25 protein-coding genes are annotated in these 21589 nt (G+C 70.5%); 10 read left to right on the top strand and 15 right to left on the bottom strand.

Features of this window, described 5'->3' with window-relative positions; genetic code table 11:
* Positions 1-4: 4 nt before the first annotated feature.
* Both AVAK2825_RS05520 and AVAK2825_RS05515 read right to left on the bottom strand, forming a co-directional pair.
* Positions 5-451, bottom strand: a complete 447-nt coding sequence (locus AVAK2825_RS05520; RefSeq protein ID WP_284394943.1) for a ribosomal maturation YjgA family protein — start codon at positions 449-451, stop codon at positions 5-7.
* A gap of 118 nt (positions 452-569) precedes the next feature.
* The gene (locus AVAK2825_RS05515) at positions 570-1460 is read right to left on the bottom strand and encodes a LysR family transcriptional regulator (RefSeq protein WP_272564478.1); all 891 of its coding nucleotides are present in this window, start codon (positions 1458-1460) and stop codon (positions 570-572) included.
* 82 nt (positions 1461-1542) lie between these two features.
* On the opposite strand from AVAK2825_RS05515, the gene argC reads away from it, so the two are divergent.
* Positions 1543-2463 carry an N-acetyl-gamma-glutamyl-phosphate reductase gene (argC, locus tag AVAK2825_RS05510; protein WP_284394939.1) on the top strand — a complete coding sequence of 307 codons (921 nt, stop codon included), beginning with the start codon at positions 1543-1545 and terminating at the stop codon, positions 2461-2463.
* A 229-nt stretch (positions 2464-2692) separates the two neighbouring features.
* Here the strand turns inward: argC and AVAK2825_RS05505 are convergent, their stop codons facing one another.
* The 5 genes from AVAK2825_RS05505 to AVAK2825_RS05485 form a co-directional block, all read right to left on the bottom strand.
* The gene (locus AVAK2825_RS05505) at positions 2693-3082 is read right to left on the bottom strand and encodes a hypothetical protein (RefSeq protein ID WP_284394937.1); all 390 of its coding nucleotides are present in this window, start codon (positions 3080-3082) and stop codon (positions 2693-2695) included.
* Positions 3079-4032 (bottom strand): ADP-ribosylglycohydrolase family protein, encoded by a 954-nt coding sequence (locus AVAK2825_RS05500; RefSeq protein ID WP_284394934.1) that lies wholly within the window; start codon positions 4030-4032, stop codon positions 3079-3081. The genes AVAK2825_RS05505 and AVAK2825_RS05500 overlap by 4 nt, the downstream gene beginning before the upstream one ends.
* A 192-nt stretch (positions 4033-4224) precedes the next feature.
* Positions 4225-5241, bottom strand: a complete 1017-nt coding sequence (locus AVAK2825_RS05495; RefSeq protein ID WP_284394933.1) for a GlxA family transcriptional regulator — start codon at positions 5239-5241, stop codon at positions 4225-4227.
* Positions 5238-5546, bottom strand: a complete 309-nt coding sequence (locus AVAK2825_RS05490; RefSeq protein ID WP_284394931.1) for a DUF1272 domain-containing protein — start codon at positions 5544-5546, stop codon at positions 5238-5240. Before AVAK2825_RS05490 ends, AVAK2825_RS05495 begins: the two co-directional genes overlap by 4 nt.
* Before the next feature lie 68 nt (positions 5547-5614).
* Complete coding sequence (locus tag AVAK2825_RS05485; protein WP_284394930.1) at positions 5615-6181, bottom strand: cysteine hydrolase family protein; 567 nt, start codon at positions 6179-6181, stop codon at positions 5615-5617.
* Positions 6182-6413: 232 nt separating this feature from the next.
* Here AVAK2825_RS05485 and AVAK2825_RS05480 point away from each other — a divergent pair, with 232 nt between their 5' ends.
* Positions 6414-7490, top strand: coding sequence for an extracellular catalytic domain type 1 short-chain-length polyhydroxyalkanoate depolymerase (locus AVAK2825_RS05480; RefSeq protein ID WP_284394929.1), 1077 nt, complete (start codon positions 6414-6416; stop codon positions 7488-7490).
* Positions 7491-7568: 78 nt separating this feature from the next.
* Here AVAK2825_RS05480 and AVAK2825_RS05475 read toward each other — a convergent pair whose 3' ends face one another.
* Together AVAK2825_RS05475 and purM are read right to left on the bottom strand one after the other, a co-directional pair.
* Entirely contained in the window at positions 7569-8555 is a 987-nt protein-coding gene (locus tag AVAK2825_RS05475) for an AI-2E family transporter (RefSeq protein WP_502870494.1), read from the bottom strand.
* 211 nt (positions 8556-8766) lie between these two features.
* Entirely contained in the window at positions 8767-9840 is a 1074-nt protein-coding gene (gene purM / locus AVAK2825_RS05470; RefSeq protein ID WP_272564468.1) for a phosphoribosylformylglycinamidine cyclo-ligase, read from the bottom strand.
* Positions 9841-10162: 322 nt separating this feature from the next.
* Between purM and hda the strand changes: the two genes are divergently transcribed.
* The 4 genes from hda (at position 10163) to folK (ending at position 13815) form a co-directional block, all read left to right on the top strand.
* Entirely contained in the window at positions 10163-10861 is a 699-nt protein-coding gene (gene hda / locus AVAK2825_RS05465; protein WP_284394925.1) for a DnaA regulatory inactivator Hda, read from the top strand.
* A gap of 61 nt (positions 10862-10922) precedes the next feature.
* Positions 10923-11624 (top strand): histidinol-phosphatase, encoded by a 702-nt coding sequence (locus tag AVAK2825_RS05460; RefSeq protein ID WP_272564467.1) that lies wholly within the window; start codon positions 10923-10925, stop codon positions 11622-11624.
* On the top strand, positions 11621-13288 hold the full coding sequence (pcnB, locus tag AVAK2825_RS05455) for a polynucleotide adenylyltransferase PcnB (protein WP_284394917.1): 1668 nt from the start codon (positions 11621-11623) through the stop codon (positions 13286-13288). Before AVAK2825_RS05460 ends, pcnB begins: the two co-directional genes overlap by 4 nt.
* A 17-nt stretch (positions 13289-13305) precedes the next feature.
* Positions 13306-13815 (top strand): 2-amino-4-hydroxy-6-hydroxymethyldihydropteridine diphosphokinase, encoded by a 510-nt coding sequence (gene folK / locus AVAK2825_RS05450; RefSeq protein WP_284394915.1) that lies wholly within the window; start codon positions 13306-13308, stop codon positions 13813-13815.
* A 55-nt stretch (positions 13816-13870) separates the two neighbouring features.
* Here the strand turns inward: folK and AVAK2825_RS05445 are convergent, their stop codons facing one another.
* Positions 13871-14509: a cysteine hydrolase family protein gene (locus AVAK2825_RS05445; RefSeq protein ID WP_284394913.1), complete on the bottom strand. Its 639-nt coding sequence runs from the start codon at positions 14507-14509 to the stop codon at positions 13871-13873.
* A gap of 121 nt (positions 14510-14630) precedes the next feature.
* Between AVAK2825_RS05445 and AVAK2825_RS05440 the strand changes: the two genes are divergently transcribed.
* Positions 14631-15608, top strand: a complete 978-nt coding sequence (locus AVAK2825_RS05440; RefSeq protein ID WP_502870486.1) for a GlxA family transcriptional regulator — start codon at positions 14631-14633, stop codon at positions 15606-15608.
* Positions 15609-15701: 93 nt separating this feature from the next.
* On the opposite strand, the gene AVAK2825_RS05435 is transcribed toward AVAK2825_RS05440, so the two are convergent.
* Positions 15702-16673, bottom strand: coding sequence for a tripartite tricarboxylate transporter substrate binding protein (locus AVAK2825_RS05435; RefSeq protein WP_272564462.1), 972 nt, complete (start codon positions 16671-16673; stop codon positions 15702-15704).
* A gap of 156 nt (positions 16674-16829) precedes the next feature.
* On the opposite strand from AVAK2825_RS05435, the gene AVAK2825_RS05430 reads away from it, so the two are divergent.
* Both AVAK2825_RS05430 and AVAK2825_RS05425 read left to right on the top strand, forming a co-directional pair.
* On the top strand, positions 16830-17186 hold the full coding sequence (locus tag AVAK2825_RS05430; RefSeq protein WP_272564461.1) for a four-helix bundle copper-binding protein: 357 nt from the start codon (positions 16830-16832) through the stop codon (positions 17184-17186).
* Positions 17187-17310: 124 nt separating this feature from the next.
* Positions 17311-17565, top strand: coding sequence for a hypothetical protein (locus AVAK2825_RS05425; RefSeq protein WP_284394909.1), 255 nt, complete (start codon positions 17311-17313; stop codon positions 17563-17565).
* Between the two features lie 52 nt (positions 17566-17617).
* Here the strand turns inward: AVAK2825_RS05425 and AVAK2825_RS05420 are convergent, their stop codons facing one another.
* On the bottom strand, positions 17618-18718 hold the full coding sequence (locus AVAK2825_RS05420; protein ID WP_284394906.1) for a CDP-6-deoxy-delta-3,4-glucoseen reductase: 1101 nt from the start codon (positions 18716-18718) through the stop codon (positions 17618-17620).
* A gap of 45 nt (positions 18719-18763) precedes the next feature.
* On the opposite strand from AVAK2825_RS05420, the gene AVAK2825_RS05415 reads away from it, so the two are divergent.
* Complete coding sequence (locus AVAK2825_RS05415) at positions 18764-19711, top strand: NAD-dependent epimerase/dehydratase family protein (RefSeq protein WP_284394904.1); 948 nt, start codon at positions 18764-18766, stop codon at positions 19709-19711.
* A gap of 18 nt (positions 19712-19729) precedes the next feature.
* Here AVAK2825_RS05415 and AVAK2825_RS05410 read toward each other — a convergent pair whose 3' ends face one another.
* The 3 genes from AVAK2825_RS05410 to AVAK2825_RS05400 form a co-directional block, all read right to left on the bottom strand.
* Positions 19730-20413, bottom strand: coding sequence for a DUF4124 domain-containing protein (locus tag AVAK2825_RS05410; RefSeq protein ID WP_284394902.1), 684 nt, complete (start codon positions 20411-20413; stop codon positions 19730-19732).
* A 50-nt stretch (positions 20414-20463) separates the two neighbouring features.
* Entirely contained in the window at positions 20464-21036 is a 573-nt protein-coding gene (locus tag AVAK2825_RS05405; RefSeq protein ID WP_284394900.1) for a hypothetical protein, read from the bottom strand.
* Between the two features lie 157 nt (positions 21037-21193).
* Positions 21194-21526, bottom strand: a complete 333-nt coding sequence (locus tag AVAK2825_RS05400) for an antibiotic biosynthesis monooxygenase family protein (RefSeq protein WP_284394897.1) — start codon at positions 21524-21526, stop codon at positions 21194-21196.
* Between the last annotated feature and the right edge of the window lie 63 nt (positions 21527-21589).

Here is a 21589-nt window from a genome sequence, read left to right as displayed (position 1 = left end):
CCGCTCAATCGGGGCGTGTCGCCTGGCTTCCAGTCCTTCGGCGCAGCCAGGCCCGGTAAGGCATGTCGAGCCCCAGGCCGACCGCCACGCCCACGGAATAGGCCGCCAGGTCCATCGCGTTGAACCGCGACCCCAGTACCAGGTGGCCCGGGGTGGTGCTGCGGATCGCGTTGATCCACGGCGCCTGGTACCGCTGCGAGAACTCCACCGCGAACGAGGTCGCCAGCGCCAGCAGGGCCAGCCGGCCCGGGGCCATGCGCGGCCAGAGGCAGGCCCAGCCGAACATCACCATCAGCGCCCACAGCGCATCGCCGGGATACTTGCCCAGCGCTTCGGAAAACAGCACACCGGGCCACCGGCGCGAGGCCAGTCCCAGGGCGATGCAGAGGGCGATGCCTGCCAACAGCACGGCGCGATGGCGTGGGGTGGGCGATGCGAGCGGATGGTCCATGAGAAGGCCGGAAAAGCAGGGAGCAGAAAAGCGGGTGGAGGAGGGCTGCTCGAGAGGCGGCGGTGCGCAGTATCGCCCCGTTGCCATCGCCGCCCGACGAACGGCATTCAGTGCCGGCTCACGCTGCCGGGCCCTTCTCCGGCAGCAACGCCTCCAGCACGAAACGCGTCGGCCCGCTGGCGCCCCGGTCGCTCACCGCGAGGCCGAGCTGTCGCCACAGCGCCGGGCGGAGCGGGCGGATGGCGATGCGTGGGTCGCGCGTGGCCTCGTACGACTCCTGCGGCAGCAGCGCCGCTCCGTAGCCGGCGGCGACCAGCGTGCGGATCGCGTCGTTGTAGTTGAGTTCGATGCGGGGCCGGCAATGGACGCCTGCTGCCGAGAACCATTCCGCGGTCTGCCGGTACAGGCGGGTGGAGGCGTCGTTCATGATGAGCGGCCGCTCCGCCAGCCATTGCGCCGTGAGCCGCTGCGGCGCCTTCCAGGCCGATGGCAGGAAGGCGACCACCGCCTCGCGCCGCAGGGGCGTGACCTGCACGCCGCGCACGGCCGGCTGCGGCAGCGCCACTACCGCCAGGTCCAGGCTGCCGGCCGCGAGCCGGGCCATGCTTTCGTTGGAGGTCAGCACCTGCACGTTCACATCGACCCCGGGGTGTTGCCGGGCCAGGCGCTCGAGCGCGGGCGGCAGCAGGTGCGCGATGGCGCCGGTCGAGGCCCCCACGCGCACGCGGCCCGTCTGGCCAGCGAGTTGGCGCCGAACGTCCTCGACGGCATCGTCCGCGTCCGCTAGCAGCCGGCGCGCCCGCGCGATGAACCGCTCGCCCAGGGCCGTCGGTTGCGCGGGCCCCCGCCCGCGAACGAGCAACTGGCCGCCCAGGCGCGACTCCAGCTCCGCGATCTGCACGGTGACCGTGGGGGCCGCCAGGTGAAGGGCGCGCGCCGCATTGGCCAGGGAGCCGAGATCGGCGATGGCAACCAGGGTGCGCAAGTGGTCCAGGCTCAGTTCTCGCATGCCGACAGTTTAATTTTTCTTAACTTGGGGTTGCCGATATTTCGCTGGAGCCATCGAGGCGGTCTCCCTACGATCGCGTTCTATGAACCACCAAATCTTCATCGACGGCGACCAGGGCACCACGGGCCTGGACCTGCAGAACCGGCTCCGGGGCTCGGAATTTCGCATCCACACCTTGCCTGCGGGCTTGCGCAAGGACCCGGCCGCGCGAAAGGCGGCGATCAACGATTGCGACATCGCCATCCTGTGCCTGCCCGATGCAGCGGCGCGCGAGGCGGTCGCGATGATCGACAACCCCGGCGTGCGCGTCATCGACGCCAGCTCCGCCCACCGCACCAGCCCCGGCTGGGTCTATGGCCTGCCGGAACTGGATGCGCAGCAAGGCGAACGCATCGCCAAGGCGTCGCGGGTCACCAACCCGGGCTGCTACCCCACCGCCGCAGTCGCCCTGCTGCGGCCCTTGACGGATGCGGGCCTGCTGCCCGCCGACTATCCGCTCACCATCCATGCCGTCTCCGGCTATTCCGGCATGGGCCGGGCGGGGGGCGAAGCGCAGGAGGCGGGACTGGGCGCGCATTCGCTCACGGTCTACGGCCTGGCCCTGGAGCACAAGCACGTGCCGGAGATCCAGGCCTATGCGGGCCTCACGGAGCGGCCCCTCTTCGTGCCGGCCTACGGCAGCTACCGTCAGGGCATCGTGCTCACCATCGGGTTGCATGCGCGAATGCTGCCCGCACAGGCTTCGGGCGCACGCATCCACGAATGCCTGGCGCAGCGGTACCGCGATGCGGCGCATGTGCAGGTGCTGCCGATGTCGTCGGCCGAGCCGATGACCGAACGGGACCCGCAGGTCCACAACGGTTCGAACGACATGGGCCTGGCCGTCTCATGGAACGAGCGCACGGGGCAGGTCGTCTTGAGTGCAGTGCTGGACAACCTGGGAAAGGGGGCTGCCGGGGCGGCCGTGCAGAACCTGAGGCTGATGGTGGACGGTCCGAACTAAGGGGAGTCCGAAGCGCCCACGGTCGGTGGGGAAGGGCTGGCAACCCATTCGTTTTCGAACCTCGCGTTGCAGCGCCATTCAGCCGGCGATCGCTGCGGGTCAAAAAACCTTTGGGTGCGGATCGTTCTTATCGGACCGAATTAGAAACAACGCCCCTTGCGGGCGATGCCGTTGGACCCACCGGGGCGTCAAGGATGCGTTTGGTGGGCGCCCTCCAACCCGGCCGGCATTATTTTTTCTTCTTCTTGCCTTGATCGTGGTGCCACTTGATGGCTAAAAACATGCCCGTTCCGAGCACGATGACCTTGAACGCGATGAAGACGATAGGGAACCAATCCATTTTTTGAGCATTTCCTGGCGATTGCGTGAAAAGATCAATCGTGAGGTGCATGGCCTCCAAATGCTTTTCCGGTGGTTTCGTCGGCGCCGAGACGGGTGCCGAACCCGGCCCCGATTGTTGCATTCGGCACGGCATTTCAGGGTCGGGCGGGGTGGGGCATTTTGCCTCACCGATCAGGGGCCCGGCGTGGTGAAGGGCGGTGTTCCTGAAGCGCCGGATCTTTCCGCGAGCCGCCGCCTTGGCGCCTTCTCTTTCCTTGCCGGTTCTGGCAGGAATCACTCCCAGGCGGCGAGCAGGCGGTCGAGCAAGGGCTCGACGAGGGGCTTTCCTTGAAGCTGCTCGCGCCATCGCAGCGGAATGCCTTGCTCGCCATAGAGCAGTCCCGCCCATCCCCCCGCGACGCAGGCAGTGGTATCGGTGTCGTTGCCAAAACCGATCGCGCACCGCACGCAGTCTTCGAAGTTGCGCGTGCGAAGGACGGCTGCAACGGACGACCAAAGGCAGTCCACCACATACCCGCTTCCGCTCGGGGGATCAAACCGTCCGTTCAAAAGGATGCGAAGTTCAAATCGCTCGGATTCGGATGTGGTCTCTTCGAGGTGCTCCTGGGCCCCGTCGAGCGCCTCCACGAACGAGAGGCCCCTGAGAAGGCGGGCGGATACCAAGGTCGCCAACGCGCACGCGAGCAGCGACCTCATGTGCCCATGGGTGGGAAGGCTTTGCCTTCTCGCGCGGTCGATCAGGACCCGGTCGTCTGCAGCGGGAAGCAAGGCCGCGGGAAGCACCCGCATGAGCGACCCATTTCCATTGTTCCTCTCTTCGCAAGGGCCGCTCTGGCTGGGCGGCACACCTCGCCGGAGTTTCGCCAAGGCTTCCTGCGTCTGGATGCCGATATCGAACACGCGGCCATCGGGTGTCAGTTCACCGGAGGAATGCCAGGACTGCAAGCCATCGGCGAACCTGCTTTCCAGTGCGTGGTCCCCATCGAGAAGAACCCTCAGCAGATGCAGTGCTTGCGCGCCGTCATCGCTCCAGGTGCCTGCCGGCACTCCCGGATGGGCGCGGCGAAATCCATCGGGCGGTGCCATCTCGATCAAGCGGAGTTCCGGCAGTTCTGCGGCATCGGAGAACTCGTAGGGCACCCCCAGCGCATCGCCAACGAGCAGGCCGTAGACCGCGCCCCGCAGGCGCGATCGGATGGAGAGGGGTGTGGGTTGGATCGGTGGCATGGTGGATGACAGCAGTGAGCGGCCGGGCCGTTGGCAAAGTATGCCCTTCACAAGACCCGAGCCAGCGGCATCCCCCGCTTGGCGCTCCCACGCCCTTTGCGAACAGCCTTTCGCCGACGACCGGGCGGCGTTGCCCTGCACCCCTCGCCAGCAACCCGCCGAAAGCGGCCGCCCTGGACGCATGCGCGCGCTTTAGAGGCCCGGCAGCCCTGCGCCGCCACCCGTTCCCCCGAGTTGCGAAGGCGTCCCACCCCGCCCGAACTGCTTCCACGCCCGGCGCAGCTGCGTATCCGAACTGAACCCCGCCATCGCCGCCGCCTCGGTCACGTTGCGCCCCGACCGCAGCGCGGCCTCGGCGGTGGCCAGGCGGATGCGGCGCAGGTACTGCAGCGGCGCGATGCTGGCGTGGTCCAGGAACAGGCGGGTCAGGTGGCGCGGCGAGGCGTGCGCCACCTCGGCCATGGCGGGCACGCTCCAGTCGGCCTGGGGCTGCTGGGCGACCGCGTCCTGCACGCGGTGCAGCGCGCCGTGCAGGTGGTTGCGGTGGTGCAGGAAGGGCGACATTTCCGGGTCGTGCGGGCCGCGCCGCAGCGCCACCACCATGGTCTGCGCCACCTCGGCGGCGATGGCCGGGCCGCAGGCATCGGCGATGCGGTGCAGCACCAGGTCGATGCCCGTGGTCACGCCCGCGCTGGTGTGCAGGGCGCCATCGGCCACGAAGACGCGGTTGGCCACCACGTCGCAGCGGGGCTCCACCTCGGCCAGTTCGGCCAGGTGCTGGTGGTGCGTGGTGGCGCGCCGGCCGGCCAGCAGCCCTGCGTGCGCGGCCAGCACGGCGCCCGCGCACACCGTCACCAGTTCCAGTCGGCCCGTGGCCAGCCGCAGGCCGCGCAGCCAGTGCAGCAGTTCGCGCGCCTCGCTGCGCTGCACGTCGATGCGCTGCCCGGGCAGGCCCACCAGTACCACCCAGGCGGGCTGCGGCAGCGTGGCCGGCAGCGGGGCCAGCCCAGTCAGCGATACGCCGACCGAAGTGACCGATTCGGGCGCCGGGTTGACGAAGTGCAGCACGAAGCCCGGCGGCCCGCCCCGCGCCTGCAGCACCTGGTTGGCGATGCGCAGCGCCTCGGCGGGCCCGGCCCAGTCCAGCACCAGGCTGCCGGGCAGCAGCGCGAAGAAGACGTGGATGGGCGCGCCGGGGCCGCTGCTCATCGCTGTGCGGGCGGAATCTGCCGCAGGGCGGCGGAAAAGGCCGCGTGGGCGGCCGGGTCCACGGGCCGGTGGCGCACCACGGTGCTGGCGGGGTCGTTGCCCAGGAAGTTGTTGCCCTTGTGGTTGTACGCCGGCCGGATCGGGCGCGGGGCGAAGCCGCCGCCGCAGTTGGGGCACACGTTGCCGAGCACGTGGTCCACGCAGTCGGCGCAGAAGGTGCACTCGAAGCTGCAGATGCGCGCATCGGGCGAGGCGGGCGGCAGGGCGGTGTTGCAGTGTTCGCAGGTGGGGCGCAGTTCCAGCATGGCGCGTCTTCTTTCGTCGTGATGGCGGAGGGGCGGGGTGGACGGGGTGGGGGCGGAAAGGGCGGGGATCAGGCCGCGGCGGCCGCGCGCTCCAGCGCCTGGGCGGCGGTGCACACGGTGGCGAAGCGGTCCTGCAGCACGGTGGCCGTGCGGTCCCGGATGTCGGTGGCGGTGAGCGTGCGGCCGTCGGGCTGCACCATGTCCCAGGTGAGCGTGGCATCGAGGGCGTAGTCCACCTGCCAGCCCAGGTCGGAGGCATGGCGGGTGGTGGTCTCGCAGCACTGCTCGGTGCGGATGCCGCTCACGATCAGGCGCTGGATGCCGTGCTGCGTCAGCCAGACGGCCAGGCCCGTGTCCACCAGCGCGCTGTGGCGCGATTTGGTGAAGGTGGCGGCGGCGTCGAACGGTGCCAGGCCCTCCAGCGGGCGCACGTGGCCGGACTCGATGGCGAACGGGTTGCCGGCATCGGCGGGACCGTCGCTGTGGAAGATGCGCACCACCGGCACGCCTCGGGCCGCGCAGCCCTTGATGAGTGCGTTCTGCGCGGCCAAGTAGGGCGGCAGGCTCTGCGCGGTGAAATAGGGACGCTGGCGGAACGATTCCTGCACGTCGATCACTATGAGACAGGTTTTCATGGGGGCGATTCGATGGGTGGTGGAGTATGGCGCTGATTTTGAGAGCAGCGGCGGCCGGCGTCCGGCCCGGGGCGGCCAGGGATCGATCATTTCAGGACATGTTTCGATGGCACGCGGCCGGCGGGTTCGTAGGCCGTGGCGCCCAATTCCAGTTCTGGCAGGCCCAAAAAATGCTGCACTGCAACAAAACTGGTATGGTGAACCCGCTACCCCGCCGATTGGACGACCGCCCATGCCCCGCAGCTCCCGCCTGTTTTCCCTGTCCGTTTTCACCCGGGCCTACCAGCGCAACCTGAAGGCGCTGGCCCGCGCCACGCGCCCCGCGCGGGTGAAGGCGGCCGCCAAGCCCCTGCTGTCGCTGGTGAATGCCGCCACCCCCAAGGCCCGGGCGCCGCGCAAGGTGCCGCCCGGGGCGGGCGAATGGATCGGCGGCATCGCCCCCGGCCCGGCCGGCGCGCGGCGTTTTCACCTGCACATTCCCCCGGGCCTGGCCCTGGGCGCGGGCGAAAAGCTCCCCATGATGGTGATGCTGCACGGCTGCGGGCAGACGGGGGCCGATCTGGCCGCCAGTTCGCGCATGAACCGGCTCGCTGCCCGCGAGCGCTTTCTGGTGCTGTACCCCGAGCAGGAGCGCATCGCCAACGCGCAGGGCTGCTGGAACTGGTTCTCGCACCGCAACGGCAAGGCCCACGCGGAAGCGGCCACGCTCATGGCGGCGGTGGACCAAGTGGCGCGGCGCCATCCGGTCGATCTCACGCGCGTGGCAGTGGCCGGCCTGTCAGCCGGCGCATGCATGGCGGTGCTGCTGGCGGCGCGCTATCCGGAACGGTTCTGCGCGGTGGCCATGCATTCGGGCGTGGCGCCGGGCACGGCGGAGTCGTCCGCCCAGGCGCTGGCCGCCATGAGCGGGCGCCGCGAGGCCCTGCTGCCCGAGCCCGCGCCCCCGGTGCTGGGCATGGGCCCGCCCCCGCCCGAAGGCCCGCTGCCCTTGCCTCCGCTGCTGGTGCTGCACGGCGAGGCCGACGGCGTGGTATCGCCCCGCAATGCCTGCGCGACCGCCGAACTCTGGGCGCAGGCGCTGGGCGCCAAGGCCGGCGCCGCGCGCATGCAGCAGCGCGGCAAGCGGCACGCCACGCGCCTGACCGAGTTCAAGCGGCAGGGCCGCACCGTGGTGGCGCTGCGGGAAATCCTGGGCCTGGGGCATGCCTGGAGCGGCGGCCTGGCCAGCGTGCCCTACAGCGATCCGGACGGCCCGGACGCCTCGGCGCTCATCTGGGCGTTCGTGGCGCGGCAATTCCAGAAGGTTTGAGCCAAAAGGGCCTCATGCCCTAGAACTCATTGTCTGTTTTGCTATATTTTTTATAGCAAATGCCATCCGGGCGGCCGGTCACACCAGCTGCGCTGCCTGCAGTTCCTTCTTGAGGTACGCGTAGAACAGCGGCGCTGCCACCAGCCCGGCCGGGCCGAACACCGCTTCGGCCACGAACATCACCGCCAGCAGCTCCCACACGCCCATGTGGGTGCGCTGGCCGACCACCTTGGCGTTGATGACGTATTCGGCCTTGTGGATCAGGATCAGGAACGCCAGGCAGGCGATGGCCGCGGCCGGCGACACCGACAGCCCCACGATGGTGATGACCGCGTTGCACAGCAGGTTGCCGACGATCGGCACCAGCCCCGCCAGGAAGGTGAGCGTGATCAGCGCGGGCGTGTAGGGCAGCTGCATGCCCCACAGCGGCAGCACGCCCAGCAGGAAGACCGCCGTCAGCAGCGTGTTGAACGCCGCGATCCAGAACTGCGCCGCCACGATCTGGCGGAAGGCCTCGCCGAACCAGGTGATGCGCGCCGAGAGCGCCTCGGCCAGCGGTCCGCGGGGCCCGTCCAGCGTGCGCACCGCGGCCAGGGCCCCGATGAGCAGGCCCACGTAGGCATGCAGCAGGCCGCTGAGCCACGCGCGGCCGGCCATGGCCAGCGCGCCCGCCTTGGCGCCCAGGTAGCCGGCGATGGTGCGCTGGATCTCCACCGCGCCTTCGGGCAGGTGCGAGGCGATGTCGGGCGGCAGCTTCAGGCGCAGCTCCAGCACCGTGCGGGCGAGAAAGTCGAGCAGTTCGCGGTACTGCTGCGGTGCCTCGACGATATAGCTGCGCGAATGCGAGGCCGCCAGCACGATGAGCGACAGCGGCGCCAGCATGACCACGGCCGCCGCGATCACCTGGCCCGCCGTGGCGCCACTGCCGGACGGGCGGTGCACGCTGCGCCCCGGCGGCCAGGCCAAGCGCGGCGCCAGCCAGCGCGTGAGCAGAAAGCCCAGGCAGGCGCACAGCAGGCCGGGCAGCAGGCCCTGCCACATCACCAGCAGCAGCGCCGCGGCCATGAGCACGTAGCTGGCCGTGACCACGCCGCGGGGCCGGGCGGGGGGCGTTGCCAAGGCCTGAGAAGGGACCGCCGCCGCGGTGCCCGCAGGCACGCCGGCACCGGTCGCGCCGGGCGCCGTGGGGGCCGCCCGCACGGGGCCGGCGGCGGAGGGCGGAACGTCGTGCGGTGCGAGCGGCTCCATCATGGGCGGCGGGGTGCGGCTGAGGGGGTCAGCCCACCACCACGGGCGCGCCGTCGCCGCGTTCGGCGATGGTGCCGATCGTGTAGACCGTCTCGCCCAGCGAGCGCAGCGTGGCGGCCGTGGCTTCGGCCTCGGATGCCGAGACCACCACCACCATGCCGATGCCGTTGTTGAAGGTGCGGTTCATCTCGATGTCGTCGATGCCGGCCGTCTTCTGCAGCCAGGCGAACAGCTCGGTCTGCGGCCAGCTGCCGGCTTTCAGGTGGGCGGCCAGGCCCTCGGGCAGCACGCGCGGAATGTTCTCCAGCAGGCCGCCGCCCGTGATGTGGGCCAGGGCCTTGATGCCGCCGGCCGATGCCGCATCCTGCGGCGCGGGGTGCTTGGCCAGCGCGGCCAGCACGTTCTTCACATACAGGCGCGTGGGTTCCATGACGGCTTGCTTGAACGGCTTGCCGTCCAGCGTGGCGGGGGCCGAATCGCCGGCCCGCTCGATGCACTTGCGCACCAGGCTGAAGCCGTTGGAGTGCACGCCGGCCGAGGCCAGGCCCAGCACCACGTCGCCGGCTGCCACGGTCTTGCCGGTGAGGATCTTGGATTTTTCGACCGCACCGACCGCAAAGCCGGCCAGGTCGTACTCGCCGGCGGGGTACATGCCGGGCATTTCGGCCGTCTCGCCGCCGATCAGGGCGCAGCCCGACAGTTCGCAGCCCCGGGCGATGCCGCCCACCACGGCCGCGGCCGTGTCCACGTCCAGCTTGCCGCAGGCAAAGTAGTCGAGGAAGAACAGCGGCTCGGCACCCTGCACCAGCACGTCGTTCACGCTCATGGCCACCAGGTCGATGCCCACGGTGTCGTGCATGTTCCACTCGAAGGCCAGCTTGAGCTTGGTGCCCACGCCGTCCGTGCCGCTCACCAGCACCGGCTCCTGGTAGCGCTTGGGCACCTCGAACAGGGCGCCGAAACCGCCGATGCCGGCCAGCACGCCCTCGCGCATGGTCTTCTTGGCGAGCGGCTTGATGCGCTCGACCAGCGCGTCGCCGGCATCGATGTCGACGCCAGCGTCTTTGTAGGAGATGGGGGTGGAGGAGTCGGAGGAGCTCATGGAAGGGTTCGTGAGTGCTGGTGGGCCCGCGCGGCGGGCTGGAGCGGCGGATTTTAAAGGCCCCGCCCGCCTGGCCCGCCAATGCCCCCGCGGGGCCGGCGGATGGCGTGGCCGCGGGTGGCCCGTCGCGCCGTGGCCGGACGGGTCGCCGCGGCAGACTAAAATTCGCGCCGGCGTGTCCCACGCGCCCTGCCATCCGGCCCTTTGCCATTCCCACTTCCATGCCGCCTCGCCCCCCACTGCCGCCCTTCGTCCCGCACCGCGCCTGCCGCTGCGGTCCGGGTGCGCGGCGCGTGCGGGCCGCCGTGCCGGGGCGCGGCGCATGAAGCAGCTCGCGCTCGACATCGGCCTGGCCACCGGGCCCACGCTGTCCCGGTTCTTCGCCGGAACCAACGAAGCGGCCCTGCAGCACCTGCGGCTGGCCGTGGGCGATGGCGCCGTCGAGGTGCTGCGCTCGCCGGTGCCCACCTACCTCTGGGGCGAGTCGGGCAGCGGCAAGACCCACCTGCTGGAGGCCGTGCGCGAGGCGCTGCGCGAGCAGGGCGCCTCGGTCGGCTGGCTCGATGCCTCGGTGGCCGAGCCGACGGCGTTCGACGACCGCTGGTCTGCCGTGCTGCTGGACGAGGTGCACCTGTACAACACGGCCCAGCAGGCCGCCGCCTTCAACTGGTTCGTCAATGCCATCAGCCCCGCCGTGGGCGACCCCCGCTGGGTGCTGGCCGCCGGCCAGACGCCGCCGGCCGACCTGCCGCTGCGCGACGACCTGCGCAGCCGCCTGGGCTGGGGCCACATCTTCCAGCTGCACCTGCTGGGCGAGGCCGAGCGCCGCGCCGTGCTGCGCCAGGAGGCCGACGCGCGCGGCATCTTCCTGGGCGACGATGTGATGGACTACATGCTCAAGCGCTTCTCGCGCGATCTGGGCAGCCTCATGCAGCTGCTGGACCAGCTGGACAGCTTCGCCCTGCGCACCCAGCGCGCCATCACCATTCCCCTGCTGCGGGCCATGCTGGAGTCCGAATAGCCGCGCACGCTGCCGGCTTTGCCTCCCTCCGCCCGCCCCCTTTTTCCACACCCCACACCGCATGAACCCTGAACCCCCGGCGCAACGCCCTCGGCTGGCCCTGTTCGACCTCGACCACACGCTGCTGCCGCTCGACTCCGACTACGAGTGGGGCGAGTTCACCATCCGCATCGGCTGGAACGACCCGGTGGAGTTCGGCCGCCGCAACGACGAGTTCTACGCCCATTACCAGGCCGGCACGCTGAACGTGCACGACTACGTGCGCTTTGCCATCGAGGCCGTGCGCCAGCGCGGGCCCGAGGCCGCCGCAGCGGCGCATGCGCAGTTCATGCGCGAGGTGATCGGGCCCGCCATCCATCCGCAGGCGCTGGAGTTGGTGCGCCAGCACCAGGCGGCGGGCGACCAGGTGGTCATCATCACGGCCACCAACGAGTTCGTGACCGGCCCCATCGCCCAGGCGCTGGGCGTGGACGAACTGCTCTCCATGGGCCTTGCGCGCGACGCGCAGGGCTGGTACACCGGCGCCATCGAGGGCACGCCGACCATGCGCGAAGGCAAGGTGCGGCGCATGGAAGAATGGCTCGCGGCGCGCGGCCTGGCCTGGAGCGGCGTGGAGAGCACGTTCTACAGCGACTCCATGAACGACGTGCCGCTGCTCGAAACCGTCGATCACCCGGTGGCCACCAACCCCGACCCCCGCCTGCGGGCGCTCGCGCAGCAGCGTGGCTGGCGCATATTGGATCTCTTTCCCACCCAACCATGATCAAGAAGTTCATCGACAAACTGCTGGGCAAGGGCGCCCCCGGCGCCGGCCGCGGAAAGAACCGCTTCGGCAAGCGCGAGGAAGTGCCTGCCTCGGTGCACGGCATCAACCCCGAACTGGTGGACCGCCGCGCGGCCGACGTGGTGCGCACGCTCAAGGCGGCGGGCTACGAGGCCTACATCGTGGGCGGCGCCGTGCGCGACCTGCTGCTGGGCCTGCGGCCCAAGGACTTCGACGTGGCCACCAACGCCACGCCCGAGCAGGTCAAGGGCCTGTTCCGCCGCGCCTTCATCATCGGCAAGCGCTTTCGCATCGTGCACGTGGTGCACGGCCGCGGCCGCGAGCACGAGGTGATCGAGGTCTCCACCTTCCGCGCCTACCTGGACAACACCGCCATCGAGCAGCAGGTGAGCGGCAACGAAAAGACCAGCAAGCAGCAGTTGGTGGGCATGCAGCACGCCGTGGACGCCAGCGGCCGCGTGCTGCGCGACAACGTCTGGGGCCCGCAGGACGAAGACGCCACGCGGCGCGACTTCACCGTCAACGCGATGTACTACGACCCCGAAACTCAGGTCGTGGTGGACTACCACAAGGGCATCCAGGACGCGAAGAAAAAGCTGCTGCGCATGATCGGCGACCCGGCCACGCGCTACCGCGAAGACCCGGTGCGCATCATCCGCGCGGTGCGTTTCTCGGCCAAGCTCGCGGGCCTGGGTTTCACCATCGAGCCCAAGACGGCGGGCCCGCTGATCGAGTCGCAGGCGCTGCTGGCCGACGTGCCGCAAAGCCGCATGTTCGACGAAATGCTCAAGCTGCTGCAGACGGGCCACGCGCTGGCCACGATCGCGCAGCTCAAGAAGCTGGGCATGGCGACCGGCATCTACCCGCTGCTGGACGTGGTGGTCGAGCGCGCCGATTCCTCCTTCGTGAGCGCCGCCCTGGCCGACACCGACCGCCGCGTGGGCGAGGGCAAGCCCGTGGCGCCGAGCTTTCTGCTGGCCTGCGTGCTGTGGCAGGACGTGAAGACCGGCTGGGACCGGCGTATCGCGCAGCGCGAGCAGCCTTTTCCCGCGCTGCAGGACGCCATCGACGACGTGTTCGAGCGGCGCATCGGCGACGTATCGGGCCGCGGCAAGCTGGCCGCGGACATGCGCGAGATCTGGGTCATGCAGCCGCGCTTCGACAAGCGCGTGGGCTCCACGCCCTACAGCATGGTGGCCCAGGCGCGCTTTCGCGCCGGCTTCGACTTCATGCGCCTGCGCGCCGATGTCGGCGAGGTCGAGGAGGCGCTGGCCGAATGGTGGCAGGAGTTCCAGCACGCCGACGACATGCGCCGCGACGACATGATCGACCAGGCCCGCGAAGAGCAGAAGTCCCGCCAGCGCAAGGCCCAGCCCGTCGTGCGCCGCGTGCCCCGGCCTGCGGCGGAGGCGGACGGCGCAGCCGCCTCCCCTGGCGAGGCCCGCCCGGCCGCTGTCCCCTCCCGGGGCGATCAGGAAGGGCAGGACGGCCAGGACCATGAACACGATGGCGGCGAAGACCCGGCCGGCGACGGCCAGGCCGCCCCCAAGAAGCGCCGCCGGCGCCGCCGCAAGCCTTCGGGCGGTGGTGGTGGCGGCGAGGGCGCGGCCCCCGCGGCCTCGTCCGGCCCTTCGGGCGATTGAACGGGGCGGGGCACGGCATGGCGGCGGTGTCCTTTCCTGCGGGCGGCCTAGGCACCCCCGTCTCCGCCTGGATCGGTCTGGGCGCCAACCTGGGCGATGCGCGGGCAGCGCTGCTCGGCGCGCTCGATGCCATGGCGCAATGGCCCGGCAGCCGTTTGCTGCGGGTGTCGTCGCTGTACCGCAGCGCACCGGTGGATGCCGGTGGCCCGGACTACTGGAATGCCGTGGCCGAACTGGCCACCCCGCTGGCCGCCATCGACCTGCTGCATGCTCTGCAGGCCATCGAGCAGGCGGCCGGCCGTGAGCGCCCCTACCGCAACGCGCCGCGCACGCTGGACCTGGACGTACTTCTGTACGGCGACGAGCGCATCGACACCCCGGAACTCACCGTGCCCCATCCGCGCATGGGTGAGCGCGCCTTCGTGCTGCAGCCCCTGGCCGAGATCGCGCCGGCGCGCGTCGAGCCCGCTCGCCTGGCCGCCGTGCAGTCACAGCGCATCGAGCGGATCGGGCCCTTCTGGCCCTGAGCGCCACCCCCGCGCTCGTGGGGAACGCTAACGGGTGGACTTTCACCGCCACCGTTCAGGCGGCCTCGCGCCCGCGCTGGTTCGACGAATACACATCGCCCTTGGGCAGGGCCTGGCCGGCCTGCACGGCCGCCAGCCAGTCCCGGGTGGTCGCCACCGCCGCGAAGTTGCTGTGGAACACCACGCTGAACACGCGGTGGATTTCCTCGGCGCTCACGCGGCCGGCCGCATTGGCATAGGGCAGGGCGCCGCTGGCATCGCTCAGGAACTCCACGGCCAAACCCCGGTGCGCCGCTTCGAACACCGTGCTGGCGTCGCAGTTGTGCGTCATGTAGCCCACCACGGTCAGCGTATCGATGCCGCGGGCAGCCAGCCAGTCGGCCAGGTCGGTGTTCGCAAAGACGCTGGCGAGCTGTTTTTCGATGCGGTGGTCGGCAGGCCGGCGCGCCACTTCCGGGTGCAGTTGCCAGCGGTCCGTGGCCTTGTCGAACACGGGGGCGCCTTTGGGCGCGGTGTGCTGCACCACCACCACCGGCACGCCGGCGGCCCGAGCGGCGTCCATGGCGCGGGCGATGTTGGGCAGCGTGTCCGCCACCGGCGGGTATTCGATGGGCAGGTTGCCGCCCGCGAAGTATTCGTTCTGCACGTCGATGACGACCAGGGCGCGGCGGGGAGGGGTGGGGGTGGTGGGCATTCTCGAAGTCCTTTTGAAGGGTGGTTGCCTGAAGCGGCGGAAGGGTCTGAGGTGATTGTTCGCCTTTCGTGTCACCGCTGAAAGTGGCTGGATTGACACCGATCGATAGAATCGGGCCATCATGCGCAGCATCTCCCAGCCCGCCCTCGACACCGTGGCCGTCGTGGCCTTCGACGGCATCAGCCCCTTTCACCTTTCGGTGCCCTGCCTGGTGTTCGGCGAGGACCGCACGGTGCAAGGCGCACCGCGCTATCGGCTGCGCGTGTGCGGCTTGGCGCCCGGCCCGATGCGCACGTCCGCCGGGTTCGGCATCGACGTGGCGCACAGCCTCGCGGTGCTGCGTCGGGCGCAGATCGTCGTGGTGCCGTCCTGGCACGAGAACCTGGCCCCCGCGCCCCCCGAGCTGCTGGCCGCGCTGCGGGCCGCGCACCGCCGCGGCGCGCGCATCGTGGGTCTGTGCCTGGGGGCGTTCGTGCTGGCCGAGGCGGGGCTGCTCGACGGCCGCGCCGCCACCACCCACTGGGCGCTGGCGCAGGCGTTCGCGCAGCGCTACCCGCAGGTGGCGCTCCGGCCCGAAGTGCTGTACGTGGAAGATGGCACGGTGCTGACCTCGGCCGGCACCGCAGCGGGCATCGACTGCTGCCTGCACCTGCTGCGCCAGCAGCACGGTGCCGAGGCCGCCAACTGCGCCGCGCGCCGCATGGTGGTGGCCCCGCACCGGCAGGGCGGCCAGGCGCAGTACATCCAGCAGCCGGTGGCGCCCTCGGTGCGGGGGGATCGGCTTGCGCCGCTGCTGCAGTGGTTGGGCGAACACCTGCACGAGGCGCACACGCTGGAGGCGCTGGCCGAGCGTGCCGTGATGAGCCCGCGCACCTTCACGCGCCGCTTTCGCCAGTCCACCGGGACCACGGTGGGGCAATGGCTGCAGAACCAGCGCATCGCGCTGGCGCAGCGCCTGCTGGAGGGTGGAGACCAGTCGATCGATGCCGTGGCCGTCGCGTCGGGCTTCGGCTCCGCCGTCTCGCTGCGGCAGCATTTCTCGGCGGCGGTGGGCATTGCGCCCTCCGCCTACCGGCGGCAGTTCCGCGCCGCCGCCTGAAACGATTTGCTATTGAAAATATAGCTGCCGGCCAACGATGGGTATACGCCGGAAGCCGTTTCTATCCAAGGGCGGCTGCGGGCCCTGGCCTGGTCAGTCGACCTTCGCGCCGGAAGCCTTCACCACCTGCTGGTACTTGGCACGCTCCGACGCCATGAAGGCATCGAACTGCTCGGGCGTGGTGCCCACGGGCTCGGCCATGAGGGCTGCGAAGCGCGTCTTGGTCTCCGGCGCGTTGAGCGCGGCCACGAAGGCCTTGTTCAGCTTGGCGATGACGGGCTTGGGCGTGCCGGCTGGTGCCACGAGGCCCCACCACGTCTCGATCGCAAAGCCCTTGAACGTGGCCGACAGCGGGGGCACGCCCGGCAGCATGGCGCTGGCCTGCGGCGAGGTCACTGCGAGCGCCTTCAGCTTGCCCGAGCGGATGTTGGGCGCGGCGGCGGCCAGGTTGTCGATGTTGAAGTCCACTTCGCCGGCCAGCAGCGCCAGTTGCGCGGGACTGGCACCGCGGTAGGGAATGTGCAGGGCGTAGATGCCGGCGCGCTGCTTGAACATTTCGCCGGCCAGGTGGCCTGCGCTGCCGTTGCCGCCGCTGCCGTAGTTCAGCTTGGCGGGGTTGGCCTTGGCGTAGGCGATCAAATCGGCCACGGTGTTGATCTTGAGTTCCGCCGCCTTGGCCGCATTGATGACGAGCACGTTGGGCACGCTCACCATCTGCGTGATGCCGGCGAAGTCCTTGGCCGCGTCGTAAGGCATGCGGCTGTAGAGCCAGGGGTTGACGGCATGCGTCGCCGTGGCGGCCAGGCCGATGGTGAGACCGTCCGGCGCGGCCTTGGCGACGGCATCCGCGCCGATGTTGCCGCCCGCGCCGGCCTTGTTGTCGATGATCACCGTGCCCAGCGTGTCGCGCACCCGCTCGGCCAGCGCGCGGGACGTGACGTCCAGCGGCCCCCCGGGTGCGTAGGGCACGATCAGCCGGATCGGCGCATCCTGCGCGTAGCCCAGCGGGGATGCAAACGCCGTGGCGAGGGCGGCGGCCGAGAGAAGGAGGTTTCTGCGATTCATGCTGCCATTGTGCAAAAAATTGAAAGGGGGTCCGGCGGTGCGAGGTCGCAGCGCCGTCCTACAGGTTCCGTGAGGGGGCATTTCTATAAACGTCGAAGCCGTTTCCCAGTTTGCACCCCATCACGCGCCGCCGCACCGGCGGAAAAAGGACATTCCATGCCGCAGGCCGCCCCACACGACACCGTCACCGCATCGCGCTATGCCGAGTGCATTCGCGCCTGCAACGAATGTGCCGATGCGTGCGACTACTGCGCGGCCGCGTGCCTGCGCGAGCCCGAGCCCCGCTGCATGGTGCAGTGCATCGCCCTGGACATGGACTGCGCCGCGCTGTGCCGCGTGGCCGCCGCCGCCATGGCCCGCGAAAGCGCCCACGCGCCGGAGATCTGCGCCCTGTGCGCCCGACTGTGCGATAGCTGCGCCAACGAGTGCGCCCGGCACGGCATGGCCCACTGCCAGGCCTGCGCCGAAGCTTGCCGCCGCTGTGCCGAGGCCTGCCGCGCGCTGTCGCGCTGAAGACCGTCCATCAATGCCGGTGGATGGCTATTACCGGTTGTTACTTCTGCGATACCGTGCGGAAGTGACCGCTTAAGGTCCGGGGCGTTGAATGGCGTCTCGGACCCCGCACCAAGGAGCCACCATGTCCATCCGCCTCATCACCCTCGCCGCCGCTTCGGTGGCCACCAGTCTGCTCACCGGCTGCGTCGTGGCCCCGGTTGGTCCGGGCTACTACGCCGGGTCCGGCTATTACGGCGGGCCGGGCTACTACCAGACCGAATCCGTGTACGTGGCCCCGCCACCCGTGGTGGTGGCGCCGACCATCGGCTTCTTCGGCGTCTATGGCCGGGGTGGCTATGGGCGCGGCTATTACGGCCGGCCGGGCTGGCGCCGCTGAAGGCCGCGCAACGGGAGCGCGTACCTTGCTGCAAGCCGGCGCCCGGACCGCGTCAGCCTGAGGTGGCTCCGGAGGGTTGGGCGGAAGGCTCGCTCGCCCCGTGCTTGTCGGCCTCGGATGTAAAGGCGTCTGCATAGAACTCATCGGGGGGGAGCTGGCGCTCCGCGCTGTACACCACCCGTGCCGTATCGACCACGATGGGGGCGCCGCAGGCATAGACCTGGTGGCCCGACAGGTCGGCATGGTCGTCCATCACCGCCTGGTGCACGAAGCCCGTGCGGCCCGCCCAGGCGTCTTCCGGCAAGGCATGGGACACCACGGGCACATAGGCCAGCTGGGGCATCGTGGCCATGCGTTCGCGCACCCAGCCATCCATGTACAGATCGCCGGGACGGCGGCCACCCCAGTAGAGCGTGACCGGGCGCTCGATGCGCTTGGCCTGAATGTGTTCGAGCAGCGCCTTGATCGGGGCGAACCCCGTGCCCGAGGCCAGCAGGATGATGGGCTTGGGGCTGTCCTCGCGCAGGAAGAAGCTGCCGAAGGGGCCTTCCACGCGCAGGATTTCCTTTTCCTTCATGGCGCCGAACACGTGGTCGGTGAAGCGCCCGCCCGCCATGTGGCGGATGTGCAGTTCCAGCCCCGGCGCGTCGGCCTGGGTGTGGGGCGCGTTGGCCATGGAGTACGCGCGGCGCGCACCGTCGCGCAGGATGAATTCGATGTACTGGCCGGCGTGGTAGCGGAACGTGTCCGCCGCGGGCAACTGCAGGCGCACCTGCATGACGTCGTGCGACACCCGCGTGAGCGTGGACACGCGCACCGGCAGCTTCTTGATGGGGTAGGCGCTTTCGTCGGTCACCTGGCGCGATTCGAGCACCACGTCGGTCAGTGGCTGGGCGCAGCAGGTGAGCACGAAGCCCGCGTCGGCCTCGGCCGCGCTCAGGGCCTTGGACTGGTGCTCGCCGTGGGCCACGGAACCGCTGAGCTTCTTGCACTTGCACGAGCCGCAGGCCCCGTCCTTGCAGCCGTAGGGCAGGCCCACGCCGCTGCGGATGGCCGCGGCCAGAATGGATTCGCCGGGCTGGGCGGCAAAGGCCCGGCCGCTGGGCTGTACGGTGATCTGGTGGGCGGCTGCGGCCGTCTCTGCGGGGGTCATGGAGTGGGTATCCTTGGAGGTTCTTCTCGCCAAACGGATCCGATTTTGCCCTCAAACCAAAGCCCCCTCGGGGCCCTGCCGGCGCGCTTTCGCCGCCAGCGCGTGCTCATCATCGGCTGTGGCGACGTGGGGCTGCGGGCCGCCCGGGTGCTGGGCGCATCGGCCGGCGGTCCCCGGCCCCGGGTGCTGGCGCTGACTTCCAGCCCCGAGCGCAGGGCGCCGTTGCGCGCCGCCGGCATCACCCCCCTGCTGGGCAACCTGGACGATGCGCCCAGCCTGCGCCGCCTGTCCGGCCTGGCCACCCGCGTCCTGCACCTGGCGCCCCCGCCGGGCGATGCGGTGGCCGGCGCCGCCAAAGGGTATGACGGCCGCACGGTCGCCCTGGCGCGGGCGCTGCGCCTGCGCACCTTGCCGCGCGCGCTGGTGTACGGCTCGACCAGCGGGGTGTATGGCGATTGCGGCGGCGCGTGGGTGACCGAGGCGCGTCCCGTCGCGCCCGCCACGTCCCGCGCGCAACGGCGGGTGAATGCCGAGCGCGCCGTGCGCCACCTGGGCCGCAGCGCCGTGCGCGCCAGCATCCTGCGCATTCCCGGTATCTATGCGCCCGATCGCGAAGGCGGCACGCCCGAAGCCCGCCTGCGCCGTGGCACCCCGGTGCTGCTGCCCGAGGACGACGTCTACACCAACCACATCCATGCCGACGACCTGGCCCGCGCCTGCGTGGCGGCCCTGTGGCGCGGCCAGCCGCAGCGCGTGTACCACGTGAGCGATGCGAGCGACATCAAGATGGGCGATTACTTCGATCTGGCCGCGGACCTGTACGGGTTGCCGCGCCCGCCGCGCATCGCGCGCAGCGATGCGAAGGCGCAGTTGCCCGCGCCGCTGCTGAGCTTCATGGGCGAGTCCCGCCGGCTGGATGCCACGCGGCTGCGCAAGGAATTGCGCGTGGTGCTGCGCTACCCGACCGTGGCCCAGGGCCTGCGCGCGACCTGACGCGCCCACCCGCACGCATCAGCGCGGGTGGACGTTCCCTTGCTGGTCGTAGCAGCGGAACACGTTGCAGTGCGAAATCGGGGCGGAGGGCACCGGGAGCGCGGGTTGGACCACCACCGGGCGCCGGGGCGGCAGCACCACGACGGCGGGGGGCGCGTAGTAGTCGCCACTGCCGCCGCTGTAACGGCGAGACCGTTCGACCTCCGCATAGCCCTGCGGGCCGAGGCAGTCGAGGTCCATCTGGCGCTGGGCCGCGGTCAGGCGGGCCTGGCCGTCGTAGTTGCCCCCGCCCGATTCGTTGGCCACGCGGTCGAGGTTGCGGCGCGAGCGGGCGCATTCGGGCGATCGGGACGGATCGGCCGGGGCCCGCGCGGCGGCGCGCTCGCGGTCCTGGCGTGCCTCCTGCTGGGCTTCCTGGCGCTCGATCTGCTGGCGCTGCTGCTTGAGCTGCAACGCCTGCAGGGCCTGGGCCCGCTCCTCCTCGATTTCCTCGCGGCTCTTGCGGGCCTCGACCTCGCGCGCGGCCGTGCCTTTGTCGCAGGCACCGTCGGTGTAGGTGACCTTGCCGGAGGCGGGGTCGGTGCAGCGCATCACCTGGGCATGGGTGGCCAAGGGGGCTGCAGCGCACGCCGCCACCGACAGCGCGGCGCCGAGGCGCCATGCGGCAGAGCGAGGGGCTAGGAAGGCAGGGCGCTGGATCATGGCCGTTTCCCGTGGGCGATCGGTCGGTTCAGGTCGGTGGTGCCGGGCGGTCAGGGCCGGTTCTGGGGATTTTGCTCCAGGCGCCAGCCCGGTGCCGGCCGCTGGTCTTGCGCGCCCGGCGGGCGGCGGTCTTCACCGCGCTGGCGGTCGGCCTGTTCGCGGCGCTGCCGGTCCAGCTCGGCGCGCTGGCGGTCCATCTCGGCACGGCGCCGGTCGGCATCCGCACGCTGGCCGTCCCGGTCCCGGTCCCTGTCCCGGCGGCGGTCGGCGTCGCGCGCTTCCCGGGTCTCGCGGTCCCGGCGGTCTCGCCAGGCGCGCTCGCGGTCTTCGCGCATCTGCCGTTCACGCCAGTCATCCCGGCGATCGTCACGGCGGTCCCAGCCATACGCCGGCACCGGCGTGGGCACATAGACGGGGTAGGCGGGCCGGCTGTAGCCGTAGGCGGGCTGTTCGTACACCGTGATCGACGTCGAGCCGTTGGCCGGGTAGGGATAGGACGGCGCTGCCGGATAGTTGGCGGACGGATAGGCGGACTCGTAGTACGGGTCGCCGGGCACCGCGCAGCCCGTGGCCAGCACGGCCAGGGTGCCGGCGGCAAGGATTCGGAGGGCGGGGTGGAACATGGAAAGGCCTCGCTGGCTGGTGGCCGCGCTGCAGGAAGCGTCTGGCGGCCGATGGGTGACGGCGGCGGTCAGGCGACACGCCGCGCCCGTGTGTGACGCGCTGGTGACCATTTTGGTTGACCTTGCGCGGGGGCCATTGTCAGGCTTTGCCCCGTCTTCACACGGCGGCGGGGCGGGGCGCGGCAGAGGCATTTTGCAGGCCGGCCACGGGGGCGTAATGCAGCACGGTCGGGAACGGATCGTAGAACCCGTGCAGCAGCGACTTCCACGCCTGGTATTGCGGCGACTGCCGAAAGCCTTGTTCGTGCGCCTCGACCGTGGTCCAGCGCACCAGCAGCAGGTATTCCTGCGGGCGCTCTACGCAGTGGTGCAGTTCGTGCGAAAGGTATCCGGGCATGCGGGCGATGAGGCCCTGCGCCTCGGCGAAGGCCTGCTCGAAGGCGGCGTTCTGCCCGGGGCGGATGGTGAGCGGGGCGGTTTCCAGGATCATCCGGGCAGTCTATGCGACGGCTTGGCCGGTGGATGACGGTGAACCGCGCCGCCGCCGGTGTGT

Source organism: Acidovorax sp. SUPP2825, assembly GCF_030158995.1.
GTDB lineage: Bacteria > Pseudomonadota > Gammaproteobacteria > Burkholderiales > Burkholderiaceae_C > Paracidovorax.
Note: the sequence above shows the minus strand (reverse complement) of the source record. Positions and strands in the feature narration are given on the sequence as shown.